The 19,125-nt window shown below is 54.2% G+C and carries 19 protein-coding genes; 9 read left to right on the top strand and 10 right to left on the bottom strand.

Going from position 1 to position 19,125, the window contains the following annotated elements; translation table 11 throughout:
- Positions 1–2 precede the first annotated feature (2 nt).
- The 6 genes from LJN55_RS14875 to LJN55_RS14850 form a co-directional block, all read right to left on the bottom strand.
- Complete coding sequence (locus LJN55_RS14875; RefSeq protein WP_133841593.1) at positions 3–863, bottom strand: MurR/RpiR family transcriptional regulator; 861 nt, start codon at positions 861–863, stop codon at positions 3–5.
- A gap of 135 nt (positions 864–998) precedes the next feature.
- Positions 999–2,039 (bottom strand): ABC transporter permease, encoded by a 1,041-nt coding sequence (locus LJN55_RS14870; protein ID WP_212815504.1) that lies wholly within the window; start codon positions 2,037–2,039, stop codon positions 999–1,001.
- Positions 2,036–3,037 carry an ABC transporter permease gene (locus tag LJN55_RS14865; protein ID WP_133841595.1) on the bottom strand — a complete coding sequence of 334 codons (1,002 nt, stop codon included), beginning with the start codon at positions 3,035–3,037 and terminating at the stop codon, positions 2,036–2,038. Before LJN55_RS14865 ends, LJN55_RS14870 begins: the two co-directional genes overlap by 4 nt.
- On the bottom strand, positions 3,030–4,514 hold the full coding sequence (locus tag LJN55_RS14860; RefSeq protein ID WP_227534756.1) for a sugar ABC transporter ATP-binding protein: 1,485 nt from the start codon (positions 4,512–4,514) through the stop codon (positions 3,030–3,032). The genes LJN55_RS14865 and LJN55_RS14860 overlap by 8 nt, the downstream gene beginning before the upstream one ends.
- Before the next feature lie 88 nt (positions 4,515–4,602).
- Positions 4,603–5,586 carry a substrate-binding domain-containing protein gene (locus LJN55_RS14855; RefSeq protein WP_227534755.1) on the bottom strand — a complete coding sequence of 328 codons (984 nt, stop codon included), beginning with the start codon at positions 5,584–5,586 and terminating at the stop codon, positions 4,603–4,605.
- A 272-nt stretch (positions 5,587–5,858) separates the two neighbouring features.
- Complete coding sequence (locus LJN55_RS14850; protein WP_227534754.1) at positions 5,859–6,944, bottom strand: aldose 1-epimerase family protein; 1,086 nt, start codon at positions 6,942–6,944, stop codon at positions 5,859–5,861.
- A 319-nt stretch (positions 6,945–7,263) separates the two neighbouring features.
- On the opposite strand from LJN55_RS14850, the gene LJN55_RS14845 reads away from it, so the two are divergent.
- From LJN55_RS14845 to LJN55_RS14820, 6 genes are read left to right on the top strand one after another with little or no spacing between them, the layout of a single operon-like run.
- Positions 7,264–8,244 carry a TIM barrel protein gene (locus LJN55_RS14845; protein WP_227534753.1) on the top strand — a complete coding sequence of 327 codons (981 nt, stop codon included), beginning with the start codon at positions 7,264–7,266 and terminating at the stop codon, positions 8,242–8,244.
- A 45-nt stretch (positions 8,245–8,289) separates the two neighbouring features.
- Positions 8,290–9,330 carry a sugar ABC transporter substrate-binding protein gene (locus LJN55_RS14840; protein ID WP_133841600.1) on the top strand — a complete coding sequence of 347 codons (1,041 nt, stop codon included), beginning with the start codon at positions 8,290–8,292 and terminating at the stop codon, positions 9,328–9,330.
- A gap of 17 nt (positions 9,331–9,347) precedes the next feature.
- Positions 9,348–10,841, top strand: a complete 1,494-nt coding sequence (locus LJN55_RS14835) for a sugar ABC transporter ATP-binding protein (RefSeq protein WP_227534752.1) — start codon at positions 9,348–9,350, stop codon at positions 10,839–10,841.
- A 21-nt stretch (positions 10,842–10,862) separates the two neighbouring features.
- On the top strand, positions 10,863–11,834 hold the full coding sequence (locus tag LJN55_RS14830) for an ABC transporter permease (protein ID WP_133841602.1): 972 nt from the start codon (positions 10,863–10,865) through the stop codon (positions 11,832–11,834).
- The gene (locus LJN55_RS14825) at positions 11,834–12,691 is read left to right on the top strand and encodes a MurR/RpiR family transcriptional regulator (RefSeq protein ID WP_133841603.1); all 858 of its coding nucleotides are present in this window, start codon (positions 11,834–11,836) and stop codon (positions 12,689–12,691) included. Before LJN55_RS14830 ends, LJN55_RS14825 begins: the two co-directional genes overlap by 1 nt.
- 1 nt (position 12,692) lies before the next feature.
- The gene (locus LJN55_RS14820; protein ID WP_227534751.1) at positions 12,693–13,556 is read left to right on the top strand and encodes a ribokinase; all 864 of its coding nucleotides are present in this window, start codon (positions 12,693–12,695) and stop codon (positions 13,554–13,556) included.
- Positions 13,557–13,617: 61 nt separating this feature from the next.
- Here the strand turns inward: LJN55_RS14820 and LJN55_RS14815 are convergent, their stop codons facing one another.
- Positions 13,618–14,226 (bottom strand): glutathione S-transferase, encoded by a 609-nt coding sequence (locus LJN55_RS14815; protein WP_227534750.1) that lies wholly within the window; start codon positions 14,224–14,226, stop codon positions 13,618–13,620.
- A 20-nt stretch (positions 14,227–14,246) separates the two neighbouring features.
- On the bottom strand, positions 14,247–15,752 hold the full coding sequence (locus tag LJN55_RS14810; RefSeq protein ID WP_227534749.1) for a hypothetical protein: 1,506 nt from the start codon (positions 15,750–15,752) through the stop codon (positions 14,247–14,249).
- Between the two features lie 162 nt (positions 15,753–15,914).
- Here LJN55_RS14810 and LJN55_RS14805 point away from each other — a divergent pair, with 162 nt between their 5' ends.
- From LJN55_RS14805 to LJN55_RS14795, 3 genes are all read left to right on the top strand, one after another.
- Positions 15,915–16,349 (top strand): putative T6SS immunity periplasmic lipoprotein, encoded by a 435-nt coding sequence (locus LJN55_RS14805; RefSeq protein WP_227534748.1) that lies wholly within the window; start codon positions 15,915–15,917, stop codon positions 16,347–16,349.
- Positions 16,350–16,644: 295 nt separating this feature from the next.
- Positions 16,645–16,815 (top strand): hypothetical protein, encoded by a 171-nt coding sequence (locus tag LJN55_RS14800; protein WP_227534747.1) that lies wholly within the window; start codon positions 16,645–16,647, stop codon positions 16,813–16,815.
- Positions 16,816–16,872: 57 nt separating this feature from the next.
- Positions 16,873–17,178: a GNAT family N-acetyltransferase gene (locus LJN55_RS14795; protein WP_265105958.1), complete on the top strand. Its 306-nt coding sequence runs from the start codon at positions 16,873–16,875 to the stop codon at positions 17,176–17,178.
- 117 nt (positions 17,179–17,295) lie between these two features.
- Here LJN55_RS14795 and LJN55_RS14790 read toward each other — a convergent pair whose 3' ends face one another.
- Positions 17,296–17,385, bottom strand: a complete 90-nt coding sequence (locus tag LJN55_RS14790) for a four-helix bundle copper-binding protein (RefSeq protein WP_227536400.1) — start codon at positions 17,383–17,385, stop codon at positions 17,296–17,298.
- Between the two features lie 309 nt (positions 17,386–17,694).
- A complete protein-coding gene (locus LJN55_RS14785; protein WP_227534745.1) occupies positions 17,695–18,507 on the bottom strand; it encodes an MBL fold metallo-hydrolase in 813 nt (270 codons plus the stop codon).
- Positions 18,508–19,125: the final 618 nt, after the last annotated feature.

Below are 19,125 nucleotides of genomic sequence, written 5' to 3'. Positions count from 1 at the left end.
GATTATTTTCTTTTGTGGGCGACAGACATCATCGTGCGGTTGAGCTGTTGCTCGGCATGAGCATAATCGCTTTGCGCCACCACCACGAACAGGGCATCCAGAATGTTGAGCTGGGCGACGCGTGCGGCGGCGTTTTCACCGGTGAGCGGAGACCCCCGTGCCGTGGAGCACAATACCGTATCGGCCAGATTGGCCAGCGGCGAACCGGAATAATTAGTGATAGCGATCACCGGCACCTGGTTGGCCTGTGCGGCTTTAACGGCTTCGAGAATATCTTTGGTCTGGCCGGAATGCGAAATCGCCAGCACCACATCATTTTTACCCAGTAATGAGGCTGACATCAGCATCATATGGGGATCATCCCAGGCGGTGGCGCGCGCGCCAATACGCAGAAATTTATGCACCGCATCGCGGGCGATTTGTGCTGACCCTCCGAAGCCATAAAAATCACGCTGTTGCGCTTTCGCCAGCAGTTCGGCAGCACGTTCAAAGGCTTTCATATCGAGGATCGCCAGGGTTTCTTCCAGCGCCTGCGCCGAAGTGCGAAACACCTTGGTGACAATTTCCGCTGCCGTATCCGTCGGGGAGACTTCCTGATGCATTTCGGTGATCGGCAGGCGATTATATTCCGCCGCTTTACTGCGCAACTCTCTAAAACCACTGAAGCCCAGTTTCTTTGCTGTTTTGACCACCATGGCTTCAGACATGTCGCACTGGCTGGCCACGTCTTTCAGGGCAACCCGTTCGTGAAAGTCGTTTGAGAGCACCGCGTTGACCAGTTTCGTTTCAAGCGGGGTCAGCAGCGACACCATCATGCGTAACCGGGGGCCAATCGAACTTGCATCATCGGCAGAATTGACCATGAGACACCTTATTTCCTTACTCAGTGTGTTAACGCGTAAACATATCATGACCCATAGGGTGGGGCTAATGTAATGATTTCCCACATTGATCGTGTGACGATCAATGTGGGTCATCTGTACATTCATGAGGGGTCGTCAGACCTTATAAGCCCGTGTCGCCGTCTTCGCTTTCGCGCGTTCAGACATCCACTCTTTCAGCACCAGACCGCCGGAGGCCAGCAGCAGGATCGCCCCCCACAGCGCCAGCGTAATAAACTGGCTGAGATCGAGCAGGATGGATGCCGTCGACATCAGTTGCAGGATCAGCAGCGACAGGATCACGCCGCTGACCCTGCCAAATCCCCCCAAGGGATCTACGCCACCCAGCACCACTGCGAGGATCGCCACCAGCAGGTAGCTTTCACCATAGGCCGCATTAGCCGAGTCGAAGCGTGCCATCATGATGATCCCTGCGACACCGGCTAACAGGGAAGCGATCAGGTAGACCCAGACCAGACTGCGTCGTGTATTGATACCGGAATACTGTGCTGCCCGCTCGTTGGAACCTATCATTGCAATGGCATTACCCAGCGGGGTTTTATTGACGAAGATGCTTAACGGGACGATGACGGCTGCAAAAATAAGCAGCGCCACGGGAATGCCAAGCAGCGTGCCATTACCGATAAAGACAATCGGCTCAGGGAAACCGGAGATCACATTGCCATGGCTGATACCAATCGCCAGCCCTTTCGCCGCGGTCATGGTGCCGAGGGTGGCCAGCATCGGTGGCACTCGCACGTACGCCACCAGTATGCCGTTGAGCAAACCTACCAGCGCGGCGACCACCAGCCCGGCACCGATCGCCGCAAACTGGACCATGCCCCAGGCCACACCCTGAGTTTCAGGGATCAGAGCGGCCAGCATATAGGCCACCGTCAGCGCGCACAGGTTAGCCGTGGCGATAATCGACAGGTCGATACCGCCAGACAGCATCGGGATCATCATGGCCAGCGCCAGGAATCCCAGCTCGGGGAGCTGAAAGCCCATCGACTGCAGCCCGGCGATGCCAAACAGTTTGTTGCCTTCCAGCAGGCCAAGGCCGATGACCATCAGGGCCAGCATCACCAGCAGGCGGGCATTGGTCGCCCCCACGCGGTGATGCAGGTTATCTAACAGGCCGTTGTTATGATTTGTCATGATGCCACTCCGGGTTCTGCCAGCTTGTGACGTTTGCGCGTTTCTCTTGCCATCATGATCATCGCGGTGATGATCACCAGACCGGTACTGAACAGCGACCAGTACGACGAGACGCCGAGCAGGATCAGCCCATTTTGCAGAATCGCGATCAGCGCCAGCCCGAGTACGGTACCCAGCACCGTACCGGAACCGCCGGTCAGACTGGCACCGCCAATGACCACGGCCGCCACCACATCCAGTTCGCGCCCGACCAGCGCGGTAGGCGATACGGATTGCACCAGCTGCGCCTGCACCAGTGACGCAATGCCTGCCAGCGCCCCCATATAGCCGTAGACCAGCATATTCAATCGGTAAACGTTAAACCCCACGCGCTGCGCCGCATCAGGATTGCCGCCCATGGCATAGATTTGACGGCCTACATTGCTGCGGTTAAGCAGCAGCCACGTCAGCAGGAAGGCCAGGAACATGGCGATAATCTGGAAGTTCACGGCGTAAGGAATGCCGTCAGCATCGGTATGAAAAACAAATTCAAAGCCCGCCGTAAACCAGTCCGGCAGGGCGAAGATGTCGGCACCGCCGGTGACGGTCAGTAAAATGCCAAAGAACACGTTCAGTGTGGCGATGGTGATAATCAGCGCCGAGGTTCTGAGCGAATTCACCAGCAGGCCGTTAATCAGCCCAAGTGCGACCCCGAGCCCGACAGCGATGGCGAAAACCCCCACCCAGCCGATGCCGTAGTGGTTGGCCACCGTCAGTGCGGCAAACTGAGTAATCGAGGCCGTGGCCGCAAAGGAGATATCAATGCCTCCCGTGATGATCACCACCAGCAGGCCGACGGCGAGGATACCGATAAATGACGTTGCCCCAAGGACATCCACCAGGTTTTGCAGCGAGGCAAACTCCGGGGTGAACAGGGTGAGAAAGATCACCATCAGCGTGATAACAATCAGCAACCGGCACTCGTGGGTATGGATGAAACGCTGGAAAAAATCACGCATTGACCGCCTCCTTCAATTCTTCTTCCGAGCAGCGACCGGGAATATATTCGCCGTTAAGCCGCCCGGCACGCATTACCAGCACGCGATCGCTGTGGTAGTAAATTTCCGGGATTTCATCCGAAATCATGATGATGGCAATGCCCTGTGCGGCAAGGTTTCTGATTACGGCGTAAATTCCGTCTTTGGCGTGGATGTCCACGCCGACGGTCGGGCTGTCGAGGATCAGCAGGCTGGGATTTGTCGCCAGCCATTTGGCGAGCACCACGCGCTGCTGGTTTCCGCCGGACAGCGTTTTCACTTTGTTCTCAGGATTGCCTGCTTTGATGGTCAGGGCGTCGATGCCGTGACGCACGGTGTCGGCATAGAGATCATCACGAATAAAACCGATTTTGTTGACCAGTTTTTCAATCACCGACAGGGTGATATTGGTGCTGATGGACTGTTCCAGCACCAGCCCGAGAGCCAGGCGATCTTCTGACAGATAAGCGATGCCGCGTTGAATGGCATCCCTGTTGGATCGCATTACCGCGACTTCACCATTCACGATAATCTCACCCTGTTCAGGGCGGGTGAGGCCAAACAGCGACAGGGCCAGCTCAGTGCGCCCGGAGCCGAGTAACCCGGTCAGACCAAGGATTTCGCCCCGGCGGACATCAAGGGTAATATCGTGATATTCATCCTTGCGGGACAGCCCGCGAACCTCCAGCACGGTGTCGGTTTCCGGGCGATCTTTGGCGGCACACTGGTAGCTGAACTCTTTACCGGTCATCAGGGTGGCCAGCTTGCGGTCGGACATCTCCCTGGCATCATAGGTACCGAGCATTTTGCCGTCGCGCATCACGGTGACCCGGTCGGCAATTTCCAGCACTTCATCCAGACGGTGACTGACAAAAACGATGGTGATACCGCGTTCTTTCAGTTGCAGTGTCAGCTTCAGCAGGGCATCCACTTCGTGACGCGTCAGCGAGGACGTGGGTTCATCCATAATCACCAGCCGCGCATCGGCAGCCATTGCCCGGCAGATAGCGACCAGCTGGCGTTGCGCGATAGAAATATCGGCCACTTTGTCGCCGAGTGGCAGCGAAACGCCGATGCGCTGCATGGCATCGCGGGCGAGCTGATGAACCTGTTTCCAGTTCACCTGGCGCAGGCCCCCCGCGTGCAGACCAATGGCAATGTTCTCGGCCACGGTCAGGTTGGGAAACAGTGACAGATCCTGATAAATCACCTGAACGCCAAGGCGGGTGCTTTCTACCGGTGTCAGGTGACTGATGCGATCCCCGGCAATGGTAATCTGCCCGCCGGGTTCAGGTTGATGCACCCCGGACATGATTTTAATGAGCGTGGATTTACCGCAGCCATTCTGCCCGCACAGGCAGTGCACCTCGCCTTTTTCAAGCGTGAGATTGACGTTCGACAGGGCATGAACCCCGCCAAATATTTTTGATATTCCATTCAGCTGTAAAAAAACGGACATCAGGCTACCCCTTTCATTAATTTAGGGTACAAGGGATCGGCATCGGGCTCCCTGGAGCCCGATGCCTGTCAATAATGAACGGTGTGTTTTAGAGTCCGAGCTTGATCAGGTCCGCGATGTTATCTTTGGTGATCATCAGAATTCGATCCACCATCACCACGTTGTTTTCGGTATCGACCGTGGCTTTACCCAGGCCCGGGATAGTCATACCGGTTTCAAATTTTGTATTATCCAGCGCCAGTCGTGCCACGGATGTCATCGCCAGCCCGGCTTCTTTCGGGTTCCAGAGGAAGCCTTCGCGGATCACGCCCGACAGAATGTAGGCCCGTGCCTGGGAAGGGATGGTGGTTCCCACCAGCGCGATTTTCTTCTCTAAATGGCGTTTTTTCAGCACGTTACCTGCACCGATCGGCCCGTTGGACCCCATCGACATAATGCCTGTGACTTTAGGATAGGCTTTCAAAATATCCTGGGTGACACGCTCAGACTCATCGATAAAGTCAGCCCCCGGGAAACGGTCGGCGGCCAGACGCATATCAGGGTAGTGCGCTTTCTGATAAGCGATGGCGGCATCGGCCCACTGATTATGACCGGTGGTGGTCAGCGTGCCGACCAGCACGACATAATCCCCTTTTTCACCCATTTCACGTGCCAGCGCTTTCATCTGTGCTTCACCATAGGCCTGGGCGCTCATCAGCTCCACATCCCAGGTTTTCCCCGGTTGGTTTGGCCCTTCCTGGGTAATCACCATGATCCCGGCATCTCGTGCACGTTTCACCACCTGCGCGGTCACTTTCGTATCCAGCGGGACCAGCCCTATCACGTCCACTTTCTTGGCGATCAGGTCCTCAATCAGTTTGACCTGCTGTGCCGGGTCGGCACGGGTCGGGCCAACCATGGAGGTTTTGAGGTTGAACTGTTTGCCGCCTTCCTCCAGCCCCTGGTTGAGGATGTTGAACCACGGAACGCCCACGGTCTTCACGACGGTAACCATGGTTTTTGTCTCGGCAGCGGCAGCGATGCCTGACCAGCCAATCCCTGTGGTCATGGATATCAGGACAGATAAACTCATTAATTTAACAAGGATGCGACGATTCATTTTTAACCCACTTATTTATTGTTGATATCGGCAAAAATTAACCTTTCAGGACGAGGTGTGCGCGTCGTTAGCGTGTAGGGCAAAAACGAACACGTCTTCTCTTTGTGCCAGGAACAAACCGCATTAAATGTCCGTCTGACGACATCGACTTTACTGAAAAAACCTTCAAAGTAAATTTATTGCTCTACCAAAGTGTCCTTATTTGATTCAGCTCACACCTCCGTTTTGCAATTTCGGCAAAAACGCTAACGCGAAGTGCGGATGATCGCGTCTTTCATCTTCGCCTCAGCGGCATTCAGATAGCCCAGCTGTACGTGGAAACGGGCGTGCTCACCCCCGGCCAGCGATCGGACATTGCCCTGCTGTTGTTCTGCGAAGTGACCTTCAACGCCGCAGGTGGCCGGCATGGCAAAGGCGCACACTTTTTGCTTGTTGTTAGCCAGAATCCAGCGCACCAGATGCGAGAATTCATCCGGGGAGTAACTCACGGTGAATGCATCACCTGCTGGTCTGCGCAGCATTACGTGCACCTTTCCGTCCTGCGCGGTCTTCAGGTTTTTCAGATAAAAAACCAGCTCAGGGTCAACGCCGAGAGCCGTGCTGATCACCGCTGTTTCAGAGGGGTCTTCCTGCATTTTTTCTAACTGCTGAAGGTAGTTGTCATCAGACTTGACGATGGCGGGCACCGAGGTGCGCACCACCAGATCATCACGACTGAAGCCGGTGGGTTGCACGATCTGGCCTCCTTCAACAAAGGCAAAGTTGGCGTGGCACATGTACATCAAATCCATCGCATCCTGACCGAGATTTTCCACCGCCATATGAATCCCAAAGGTGGCATCGTCAGGCCGGATCATCACACGCGGACGTGCCATGTAGTGGTCGCCAAAGCCCATCAGGTATTCACGCTCACCGGCCAGCGCCATCCACGGGCCGTCTTGATCTTCGCCGGTTTCAATACTGGCGCTATCCATCGGGGCCAGCGGCATCTCGCCGTGCAGGGCGTGGCTGTCATGCTCGCCGGGGTTGCCGTTACGGAGCAGGCCTGAGTGATACATAAAACACCCGTAGGTGCCAACGACATCCTTTGCCGGGCGTGGCTCGCGAAAGCGACTCTCCATCGTGAGGTCGACGCCATCGAACACCGCCTGCCAGATCATCTGCCCGTACCAGGGCAGGATAATCAGGTGCCCGCGCCGGTTGCTGAGGCGCACGGCTTCAATACCGGAAGGGAAGGTGAACAGTTCGGCACGGCAGCCATCGGTGCTGACGATGTCCACCGGAGTGGTGCTGAAAAAGGATTTCCTGAGGGTGATTTTGGTTTGCTGCATTGACGTCTCCATCCTGTGCGGGTGCGCTGGTAATTTACTGTCATTAAATGAACAGTAAATCTTTCGTTTGCATCACACAACGGGGAGAGACCCGCTCACTCTGTGTTAATTGTGCAAAATGCGACCTGTCACACAGTTGCGTGACTTTTTTGTTTTTCCTGCCGCGCCAGTCAAAATTTCGTGAATTGCGTCTCAAATTGCTGATTAAAACCGCACGCTGTGTTGCGGCAGATTATCGTTGATGATAGAAATGCACTTATTCACAAATAAATGTGAAGTTGTAAAGTAATTCACAAGCCAACGACCAGGGACATCAACTATGTCAGAACTTAAATTTGCCACACGCCTTAACTCCTTTGCTTCCGGCGCTTTTCGCTACTGGCCTGAACTGAAAGGCAAGCCTTCCGTGCTGCAAATGATTGAGCGCGCTGCCACGGCGAAAGGCCTGACCCATCTGGATCTGAACTACCCTCAGCACATCACCGACGATGTGAAAACCATGCGTCTGAAAATTGAAGATGTCGGCCTGGCGGTAAACGGTATGCAGATGCGCTGGGATGCACCGGAATTCAAAATCGGTGCTTACACCAATCCGGATGCCAAAATCCGCCGCCAGGCGATTGAGCTGACCAAACGCGGCATTGATGCCGGTCGTGAATTTGGTGCCAGCATCATGACGCTGTGGATGGGGCAGGACGGGTTTGATTACAGCTTCCAGGCTGACTACAAAAAAATCTGGGAAGATGCGGTAAGCGCAGTGCGTGAAGTGGCGGAATACGCCGGGGATATGGATGTCAGCATCGAATACAAACCCAATGAGCCACGTGCATTTGCCATTTTCCCGAACGTGACCACCTGTCTGCTGGCGGTGGAAGAAGCGGATTGCCCGAACCTGGGGATTACCCTCGACTTCGCACATGTGCTCTACGCCAATGAAATCCCGGCTTACGCTGCCGCGATGGTTGCCCGCCGTTCCCGTCTGCTGGGCCTGGACCTGAATGATGGCTGGGGCAAGCGCGATGACGGCCTGATGGTCGCTGCGGTGAATCCGCGTGCCACGCTGGAGTTCCTCTGGCAGATGAAGCGTGACGGTTACAACGGCGCCTATTACTTCGACACCTTCCCGGATGCCAGCGGCCTTGACCCGGTGCGTGAAGCCGAAACCAACATCGCCACCGTGATCCGTTTACTGAAACTGTGCGACAAGCTCGACAATAACCCTGCCTTGCTGGACGCCATCAGCCGTCAGGATGCCGTCACCTCCCAGCAGATTGTTAACGACATTATGCTGGCGCAATAAACGTCTCTCCGGGTGTTAAACCCTATAAAAATAACAGGATAGATTATGAAAAAACACTTGCTCTCTGTACTCACCGCTACGCTGTTCTGCTCAACCGTTTATGCCGCTGATCTGCCGCCGTTGCAGTCGGATACTGAACCCGATCGCACCGACTGGACGCAGCTCACGGCAAAGTACGGCCCACTGCCGGCACCGGACAAAGCCCTGAAAATTGGCGGCGTATCAAAAACGCTGACCAACGAATACTGGCGTTCGCTGGGTGAGGGCTACAAAACCGCCGCAGCGAAATACGGTTTCACCGTGGAGTACCAGGCGGCCGCTAACGAGGACGATCAGCTGGGGCAGCTGTCAATCGCGGAAACCCTGATCTCTCAGGGCTTCAATGGCCTGCTGGTGTCCCCGCAAACGGACGCCAACATGCAACCCGCCTATGAAGTGGCGAAAAGCAAAGGCATTCCGGTGGTCAACGTTAATGATGCCGTGATGCCAAACGTGGCGAACTACGTCGGTAACGTGCAGAAAGACAACGGCGTACGCGTGGCGAACTGGTTTATCCAGCACTATCCGAAGGGCGGCAAAGTGGCGGTGATTGAAGGCCAGCCTGGGGTTTACGCCGCCGCGCAGCGTACCAAAGGATTCCGTGAAACCATCGCGAAAAACAGCAAATTCAGCCTGGTAGCCAGCGTTCCGGCCAACTGGAGCCGCGAAAATGCCTACAACGCAGCCTCAACCATTCTGCAACAGCACCCGGACCTGATTGGCTTCTACGCTAACAATGACGGCATGGCGCTGGGCGTGGTGGAAGCCGTGCGTTCACAGGGCAAATCGGCGCAGACTGCGGTGTTTGGCACCGACGGGATTTCAGATGCCTATGCCTCTATCAAACGCGGCGAGCTGACCGGCACCGTCGACAGCTTCCCGGTTCTGACGGGGGAAGTGGCGATGGAAGTGATGCTGCGTCTGATTAATGGTCAGAAGCTGTCACGCGTGGTCTCCACTCCGCAGGCGCTGATCACCAAAGATAATGCCGATGCCTTCTCGACGAAAGATAACGACAAGCTGCGCCAGCTGTTAGCTCAGCAGTAATCAAGGCAGGAGGGTGTATGGAACAGTTTTGCCTGACGATGCGCGGCATCAATAAAACCTACGGCAGTGCGGCCGCTCTACAGGGTGTGGATTTCTCCGTCAGACCCGGAGAGGTTCACGCATTAATCGGTGAGAACGGCGCGGGGAAATCCACGCTGCTGAATATCCTCTCCGGCGTGCGCTCCGCTGATTCCGGGGAGATCAGCGTTAACGGCGTGGTGGTGCAGATGAAGAATCCACTGTCTGCGCGCCAGGCCGGGATCGCCATGATCCACCAGGAGTTGCAGCATGTTCCTGAGCTCTCCGTTGCCCAAAATATGTTTCTCGGCAGGCCGCTGACGCGTTTCAAAGGCTGCTTTGTTGACCGTAAGGCACAGCGTAAGCGGGCGATCGCCATTCTGCGCCGCCTGGACCCGAGCATCGACCCGGACGAGCCGATTAAGAATCTGAAGGTATCGCAGCAGCAGATTGTCGAGATCGCCCGTGCCTTGCTGGATGAAGCCAAAATCATTGCGATGGATGAGCCGACGTCCAGCCTGACACCGCGTGAGTTTGACCGGCTGGCCGAACTGATTTCTGATTTGAAGTCGATGAACGTGGCGCTGATTTACGTTTCACACAAGATGAACGAGATTTTTAAGGTTTGCGACCGCGCCACCATTCTGCGTGACGGCAGGCAAGTTGGCGTGGTGAACATCTCTGATGAAACGGAAGAGACCATTGTCACCAAGATGGTCGGCCGCAAAATTGAGAAGGTACATCATCAGTCGCATATCACCGATAAAGAGGTGCTGCGGGTGGAGGGGCTGGGGCGCGACCGTGCGGTTCAGCCTGCCAGCTTCAGCGTAAATGCCGGTGAAGTGCTGGGGATTGCCGGGTTGGTCGGGGCAGGGCGAACCGAACTGCTGAAGCTGATTGCCGGGATTGATACCCGTACCAGCGGCAGCGTGCTGGTTGACGGTGTGGCGGTGAAAAAGCTCAACGTCAGCAGCGCCATTAAGGCCGGCATCGGTCTGGTGCCGGAAGATCGTAAAAAAGAGGGCATCATTAAGCAGCGCGCAGTGAAAATGAATATGGCGCTGCCATCGATGATGAAATTTACCCGCGCGGGAATATTGCGTCAGCGCCAGCTTGATAAAGTGGCGCTGGAGGTAATGAGCGACCTCAACCTGCGCCCCCTGAATATTGAAAAGCCGATTGGCACATTGAGCGGTGGTAATCAGCAGAAAGTGATTATCGGACGCTGGGTGGCCGCGGATAATAAAGTGTTTCTTTTTGATGAGCCAACACGGGGAATTGATATAGGTGCCAAATCAGAAATTTATAATCTGATTGAAAAATTAGCCCGCCAGGGAAAAGCCATTGTGGTGGTGTCTTCTGAAATGCCAGAAATTATGCGTATTTCGGATCGGGTACTGGTTATGCGTGAAGGGAAAATCACCAGAGAACTGAGCGGTGAGGCTATCACCGAAGAAAACATCGCCCGTTATGCGATTAACGATCTGGCTTAAGAACGAATGAAGGTAATCAAGATGATGACGCAAGATAAAACGCAACCTAACGTGCCGTCAGCGGCGCTGTTTAAATTTAATCTGCGCGATGCGGGAACACTGATTGGTTTATTTATTATTGTGGTGACGTTTTCACTGCTGTCACCGGTATTCTGGACGCTGCCTAACCTGCTTAATATTCTTCAGCAGTCTTCCATCAATGCCATTATTGCCCTTGGTATGACGCTGGTGATTATTTCCGGCGGGATTGACCTCTCCGTGGGGCCGACGGCGGCACTTTCAGCCGTACTGGGTGCCACGCTGATGGTGGCCGGGGTGCCGGTTCCGCTGGCGGTAATGGCCACGCTGGGCGTTGGTGCACTGTGCGGTGTGTTCAGCGGTACGCTGGTGGCCTATGCCGGATTACAGCCGTTTATCGTGACGCTGGGCGGGCTGTCCCTGTTCCGTGCTTTAGCCCTGATCTTCACCAACGGCAACCCGATCTTTGGGATTCCGATGGAGTTCCGTAATCTGATCAACAGTACTGTATTTGGCGTGCCCACGCCGATTGTGGTGGTGGTGGTGATTGCCGTTTTCCTGTGGGTGGTGATGAACAAAACCCCGCTGGGTGAATATATTCTGGCGGTGGGCGGCAATGAAGAAGCGGCGCGTGTGGCCGGGGTGCCCGTTAAACGCACCAAAGTCACCGTGTTTGTGATTTCCGGGGTGCTGGCCTCGCTGGCTGCACTGATCCTGATTGCCCGCCTGGGGGCCGCAGAACCGACCATCGGAAACCTGTGGGAACTGGATGCGATTGCCGCTGCGGCCATTGGCGGAGCGTCGCTGATGGGCGGAAAGGGCAGTATTATCGGTACGTTGATCGGGGCGGTCATCCTCGGTGCATTACGTAACGGTCTGACGCTTCTCAATATTCAGGCGTTTTATCAATTGCTTGCTACAGGCCTTATTATTATCATAGCCATGTTGATTGACAGAGCGACACGAGGCAAGTAATGAAGCAAGACCCGCGAGCCATAGGCGCTCAAATACGCATGCGTTTACCCAGCCTGACGCCACTGGAAAGGAAAGTCGTGGATTCTGTTACGTCGAAAACAGATTTAACTGAGCAAACATCAATTAAAGAAATTGCCCAGATAAATAATGTTTCCGAAGCCATGGTGGTGAAAATAGCCAAGAAATTAAACTTCTCGGGGTTCAGAGATTTCAGAAGTAGTCTGATTTATTATAACTATTCTGAAGTCGCCGGGATGCATGCGGAAATTGAAGCGGATGACTCGTCGGAGCAATTACTGGCAAAAGTTTTCAGAACCTCCATTCAGGCAATAGAAGAAACACGCTCTATTCTTGATGTGTCTGAATTCAACCGGGCGGCTGATATTATTTTTAAGGCGCGACATATCGATTTATATGCCGTCGGCGGCTCTGCCGCCGTTGCACGGGATTTATCCCATAAGATGTTGAAGATTGGGATTAAAACCACGGTGTACGATGATGCGCATATTATGCTGATGTCAGCGGCAGTGTTATCGGATGACGACGTAGTGATCGCCATCAGTCATTCCGGCGCCACGCGTGCGGTGAATGACCCGATAAAACTGGCAGCACGTAACGGAGCCAAAGTGATTGCGATTACGAACTATGCCGAGTCGCCCATTGCGCGCAGCGCGCATGTGGTGCTCAATTCAACCTCTCAGGGCTCGCATTTGTTGGGGGAAAACGCCGCGTCACGCATTGCCCAGTTAAATATTCTGGATGCACTGTTTGTGGCGATAGCGCAGAAGGATCTGAAGACGGCGGAGAAGAACCTGAAGAAAACCCAGCAGGCAGTCCAGGATCTCAGAGAATACTAATATGAGTCACATCTTAGTCATCGGCAGTCTCCATTACGACATTATGCTGGCGGCACACCATCGCCCGGAAAAAGGTGAAACGGTGATTGGCAGCAGTTGTGCCTATAAATTTGGCGGCAAAGGCGGTAATCAGGCCGTGTCGGCGGCGCTGGCAGGCGCGAAGGTGCATTTTGCCGGGGCCGTGGGGGATGATGCGCAGGGGCAGTTTTTGCTGACGTATCTCCAGCAACATGGCGTGAACACGGCGGATGTGGCGGTGAAGGCGGGTGTGCCGTCCGGGATGAGCGTGGCGATTCAGGATGCAGAGGGCGACTACGGTGCGGTGGTGGTGTCCAACGCCAATAACCTGATTGCTCCCGATGCCCTCAGCGATGACCGTTTGTGGCAACAGGTGAGTATGTTGCTGCTGCAAAATGAAGTGCCGGACGCCGTTAACCATCAGGCCGCTGCCGAAGCGAAGAAGCGCGGCATTCTGGTGTGCTATAACGCCGCCCCGGCGCGCGAGGTCAGCGAACAGATGCTTGCAAGCGTTGATTTGCTGGTGGTGAACGCGGTTGAAGCGCGCGATCTGAGCCAGATTGCGGTGCCGGATCTGTCTGCGGCGTGCCTTGCTGCCGAAAGCCTGGGGCAGAGCTTCCCGGCCGTGGTGGTAACCGCTGGCGAACATGGCGTGGCGTTCTGTGAGAAAGGCGGTGCCAGCCAGTCCTTGCCGGCAGAGAAAGTGACGCTGGTCAGCACCCACGGTGCAGGAGACTGCTTTATGGGCATGCTGTGCACCACGTTATTACAGGGCGCGCCGCTGGCGACTGCCGTCAGCAACGCTAACCGTGCGGCGGCCGAGCACGTCTCACGCCCTGCATTGTAAAGGCAGTGCCCCCGCAGAATGTATGCTCGCTGTCGGTTTTAACACCGCCACGACGGTGACATTATTTCTGCGGATATTCCCTGAACGCGTCCAGCGCTTCCCACTTCTCTGCATGGGCGGCAATCGCCGTGAACGCATCTGCTTTCACCACATCAGGTATCATCAGCTGAATAAAGCTCCATACGACGGCGCTGGTGATCGCCACCTGGTCGGGTTTTTCTCGCGCTGTGGAGCGGATGCTCAGCGCGGCTTCCCACTTGCGACAGGCCGCCAGCAACTGCCCGGTAACACGATCGGTCCAGGGCTGATGTTGCTTCTCCGCCGGGCGCAGGTTGTGCTCATAGACGTGCTGCACGGCTTTCTCACTGGCAGCCAGAATCACACCCAGTAGCGCTAAATCGGTTGCCAGCGCGGCAGGTGCTGAGGGGAGTAGCTGATGTTGTGCGTCAGCCTGTGCCTCGAAATAGCTGAGGATCAGTGACGAATCCATCAACTGCGTGCCATCGTCGAGAATCAACGTGGGGGCTTTCACCACCGGATTAAGCTGGGCAAACGCGTCAAACGTGCTGAAAACCGACAGCTGCTGGTTTTCAAACGCCACGCCGTAATACGCCAGTGAAACCGCTACGCGCCGCACATACGGCGAATCCAGCATACCGATCAGCTTCATTTCAACTCCTCATCGTCAGGTTAAAAATCACGTAACTCATCGAACAGATTCATCATCGGGTCTTTATCGAACGGTTCTGATGCCCCTGCAGTTTGTTGCTCAATCAGGGATAACAGACCATAAAGCACCTCACCAATTTCTTCACGCTCTATCGTTTCAATGATGTTGCTGCGGCGATCCATGGCATTAAACGCCTCGGTGTAACCACGCACCATGGCTTCAGCGAGGGCGTTAACACTGGCCGCTTCGCTCGAGGCATCAATAGTGCGCAGCGAGGCCAGCATTTTTTTATACAGCGTGGCGGCCTTTTTCGCGTTGGCGGCACTGATATATTCACGGCCATCCCAGTCCCGGAACGGGTTATTCAGGTTTTCTGCCAGCCATGCCGGTTTACGCGCCTGTTTGATCGCCAGATCCACACCCGATAACGCGGCTTTCTTCCAGGCTTTTTTAATGGCACTCGCCGCGTCAGCAGGCAAACTGTTCATCCACAGTAGCGACAGATGCGGTAACTGCGGCGGCGCAGGAAACTCCTCCGGGCCGAAGCCAAACAGATCAACGGTGGTGATCATTTGCAAATCCGCGAGGCGTGACAGGCTGGCCATATTGCTCACCATGCCCGGCTTACCCCACAGGCGCAGGGTGTTTAACGTCGGGTAACGATCGGCAATTATCGCGATATCGACGTCTGCCACCTCGGTTAAATGCAACCCACCCAGCGCATCCAGCCCCTGCAGTTCAGCCAGCGTTTGCCTGTGCTGAACGGTCAGGTCACGGCCAAGATAGCGGCTGTTGATTTGCAATTCCGCCGCCGGGGGGCGGGTGAAAGAGAGCAGCTTAAGATTGTCGTTGAGCGACAGGGATACCAGCCCCGTAGGGTCAACGATCAGGCGTTGCAGCTGGCTACTGCTGAGATCGAGCGTTGTCACGCTGGAGGATGCCCAGTGGAGTTCATAGATAAAGGCATGCTGATTAACGTACTCCGCCAGCCTGGCGTTACCCTCCGTTGTGTCGAGTGAGGTGAGGCAAGGCAGCCGGTCCAGTTCGGCATAATCCGTGATGCCCTGCAGAAAGGTATCGCCAATTTTATTGGTATTTTCAGGCAGTACGCCTGCGGGCACGGTCACCTGACGGTCGCGGGAAGCGGCTTTAAAACGTGCGCGCTTTTCCGCGTCAATCCGATCCCAGCTGCGCTGCTGATACAGGCTGCTGCCAACATTCCAGCCGCCGCCGTAGCTGTTCACCTCTTCATTCACCAGAGGCGGAATATTCCCGACCCGCGTGTAATGGGATGGGACACTGTCGGAGAGAAAGGTGTGATCGTAGCGGCCCCGCCAGAAAAAGAAATCACAGACCAGCGGCTGCATCGCGGCCAGCGCGCCCTCATCGGGTAAGGCATCGCCTGACCAGTCGAGATCCAGCACCGCGACCAGGTTGCCCTCTTTTAGCGCAGTGATCTGGCAGGCTACGTACTGCTGAAGCTTGGGATAAAAAACACAATAGATATCGCCTGGCGTGGGTTTCATTCCCAGTCTTTCCCTGAGGTTAGATGGCTGTTGCAGTGAAAGGGTGTGATTTCAGTATGCCGGGGAGGGGCGTGACAGACAATACGTTTTCCCATTACTATCCGCTGAGGATCAACGACACCAGCGGTCAGGATAAATAGGGATCATTCCCAGGGAGTTTTCATGATAATCAGAAAAATGCTGCTTTTGACTCTTTTTAGCTCACTTCTCACCAGTTGCGGATTGATGGGCGACTATATTCCCTCGGATGAAATGGCACCGGTTTCCAGGACTGATGATGGATTTTGTTTCCCGATTAAAAAATCTGGTGATTATTACGCTTATTACCTCTCGATCAGAGATCGTAATGCGCCCGAGAGGTCTGGATTCAACAAGTTGCACCCTGCGATAAAGATTGACCACAGCCAGTTCTGTATCCCTGAGACTTATTATTCATTCCCGGACTCCGGTGAGGTACGCGTTGATATTGCTTTACGTTCACCAACGCAAAAGATGAAACGCCGCGATATTGTGTCTGAATTCAGAATGGTGAAGGGCGTGCCGCAGCCCTTCACTGCGGATGAGTATTCAGTGCCGACTTACGATTCTGAGGATTAGCGATCGGGATAAGAGGGGGGTTGACGTTGATGCTGAAACCACTCAGGTTTCTTCACGATAGCCAGCTCTATCGTAGCTGACTGAAATCATCCAGGAGAGAGTTTTCGTTGTGAGGCGAGGCTTTGCTTCTGGTTGTCAGGGGCATCCGCTTAGACGGTTTGCTTTATGTCAGAAGCGGACGTTCTCAGAATGGTGGCAATTTGTTAATCACGTCTTGTTTTCTAAGATCAATATTCATCTAATTGCCAAACCATAATCGCTTTTTCATCATAATGATTTGAGACAAGGAAAATACGTGATTCAGTTAAGAAAAGCTCAATACAGTGATGCCGATGCAATTGCACATCTCCACGCAGCCGGATGGCGAGATACCTATGGAAATGTGATGTCTTCAGACTTTCTTGAAAATCATGCGCAAAATGAGCGCTTTTTCCCCTGGCAGTCTCTGTTGAACCAGTGCAACTGAGATGTGGCAGTCTTTGTTGCAGAAAATGAAGAGAACATTGAAGGGGTTATATGCGTAATGCTAAAGAAGGATGCCCAATGGGGGGCGTACATTGACAGCCTGCATGTCAGTTCGGCACTGCGAGGCCAGGGCGCAGGAAAAAAATTGCTCCATCATGCAGCAGAGTGGGTATGCAGCGAAGATAATAACTCACCGCTTTACCTATGGGTTTTTGAAGATAACGTCAGGGCAACCAATTTTTACCAAAGGCTAGGCGGAGTTATCACCGAGCATACAGTATCCGATATGCCTTCATCAGATAATGCCCCTGTATTCAGAATCAGCTGGAAAAATGCCGTTCAGCTTGTTATGAGTACCCGCTGACTCTTTCATTCAGCCAATTTGAGAAGGAATAATCAGGTAAGGTCCGCTCCTCGCTCTTTGCGGACCTCAGAGAAAGCATGGCTGTGCCATCAAAAAGGCCGGGCTGGTTTCTGACCCTCACGGCAACCTCATGGCGATGCTCCGGCAGCTTTCAGCGCATTCAAAGCAGGCTGTGGCGCAATTCTGACAATGATCATGTTCATGCATAGTGCATTGTTGCCCGCATTTTTCACATGCATCAGCGCACAGTTTGCAGGCGTCCGGGCTGTATTCACTCTCCATGGCCAGCAGTTGTGCGGTCATGCCGCATAAAACAGCGCATTGTCTGTCAAGGCGTATGCAGTTCGTGAGATGTTGAGGGTCAGGCTCCTGCAGGCACCGGGTGGCACACCGTTCGCAGGCGGCCAGGCAGGTCAGACAGGCCGTAATGCAATGCTGATTCATATCTAACATAGAAATATCCTCGTGACAGGGTTTAAAAAAAAGCGGGCAGCTCATATCATCGCCTCCGCGTGTTCAGGGATGTGACTGTTTCAGGGATGGGAAAGAAGCCAGCTCCCGGGCATCATGGCTGCAAAAAAGAGTCACGTTCGCAGAAGAAGAGCACGCCAGCTCTCTTAACCTCTGCTGATTAGTTTTGCGGGCCACTGCATCAGCAGACATCAGCCACTGGTAAAAACGCAGTCCGGGCGTGCAGTGCCGCTGAAGGTCGTACATTTCGCTGTGGTGAAACCAGGCGTCCCCGCCATGAAGCAGCCAGCCTTTCGGGGTATTGATGGCAACGCCCGCATGTCCAGGTGTATGACCGGCAAGCGGAATAAGAAGTATTTCTGGAGGTAATCCGTTCAGACCGGTCACTGAATCAAACCCAAACCACTTTTCCCCCCGAATTTCATAGCCTACCCAGTCAGAGGACCCTCGCCATTGGGCAGGACGATATCGTGCACGGGATATCCAGCCCTCGCGCGTCTGGGCGGTGTTAATTTCCTGCTGCATAAGATGAACCCTGGCATCGGGAAAGTCGGATATCCCCCCTGCATGATCGAAATCCAGGTGAGTCAGGATAATATGCCTGACGTCCCGGGCTGAATATCCCATGGACTCGACCTGGGATAAGGCGGTGAGATTGTCCTTATGCTGGATATTATTCATAAAGCGAAAGAAAGCTGAAATTCGGCTGTCAGCCATTCTGACATCCTCGCGACCGAAGCCGGTATCGACAAGTATCAGGCCATGGTTATCTGTCTCAATAAGCAGGCAGTGGCACACCAGATGAGCCTTTATTCCGTGGCTGAAACCATCGTACAACGCGCCGCCATAAGGGCACATGCAACCACAGTTAAGATGATGTATTCGCATAGGGCTCCTTGAGAGGACGATGGATACGTTTCAGGGCGTTCCGTACACCGGAAAACCCGTTACAAGGTGGTTAGCATGGTTATTCCAGGCCGCCCAACGCACATATTTGCAACGTCAGCAGGGAAATGTGCTGTAAAGAAGATTCATACCTCAGAAGGATCCGTAATGCGATGATTGACAACCGCGATCAGGAAATTCTGGAAATTCATCTCTGCTCTACCTCAATACATCAGCTGTATATTTTTTGACTGGTATTATAGAAAGAATTATCGGGGGTCTGTCGGGCGTCGCAACGCCGCATTCAGATAATAACGAAGCGGAGCGGAAATAACGCCTCACAGGCAGAGTTGACAACGCATGGAGGAGAAGTAATGTCTGCAACTCACGTAGTCGGCTGTTATTACTCTGTACAAGTGCATGGATTTCCCGCTGCAATTCGGGGGGGGTATCCGGGACGGAAGCCATTTCACATAGCGTGGCGGCCATTTCCTTTTCATTTCGGTAAATCCTTTCAATATGCTTGAGTGTTTTTCTGTATGCCATTGTTACTCCTGCAATATCGGGAAATTGCCAGATGGAAATAAATTT

The organism is Erwinia rhapontici (assembly GCF_020683125.1).
GTDB lineage: Bacteria > Pseudomonadota > Gammaproteobacteria > Enterobacterales > Enterobacteriaceae > Erwinia > Erwinia rhapontici.
The sequence above is the reverse complement of the archived record's forward strand: the minus strand, read 5'-3'. Positions and strand labels throughout refer to the sequence as shown.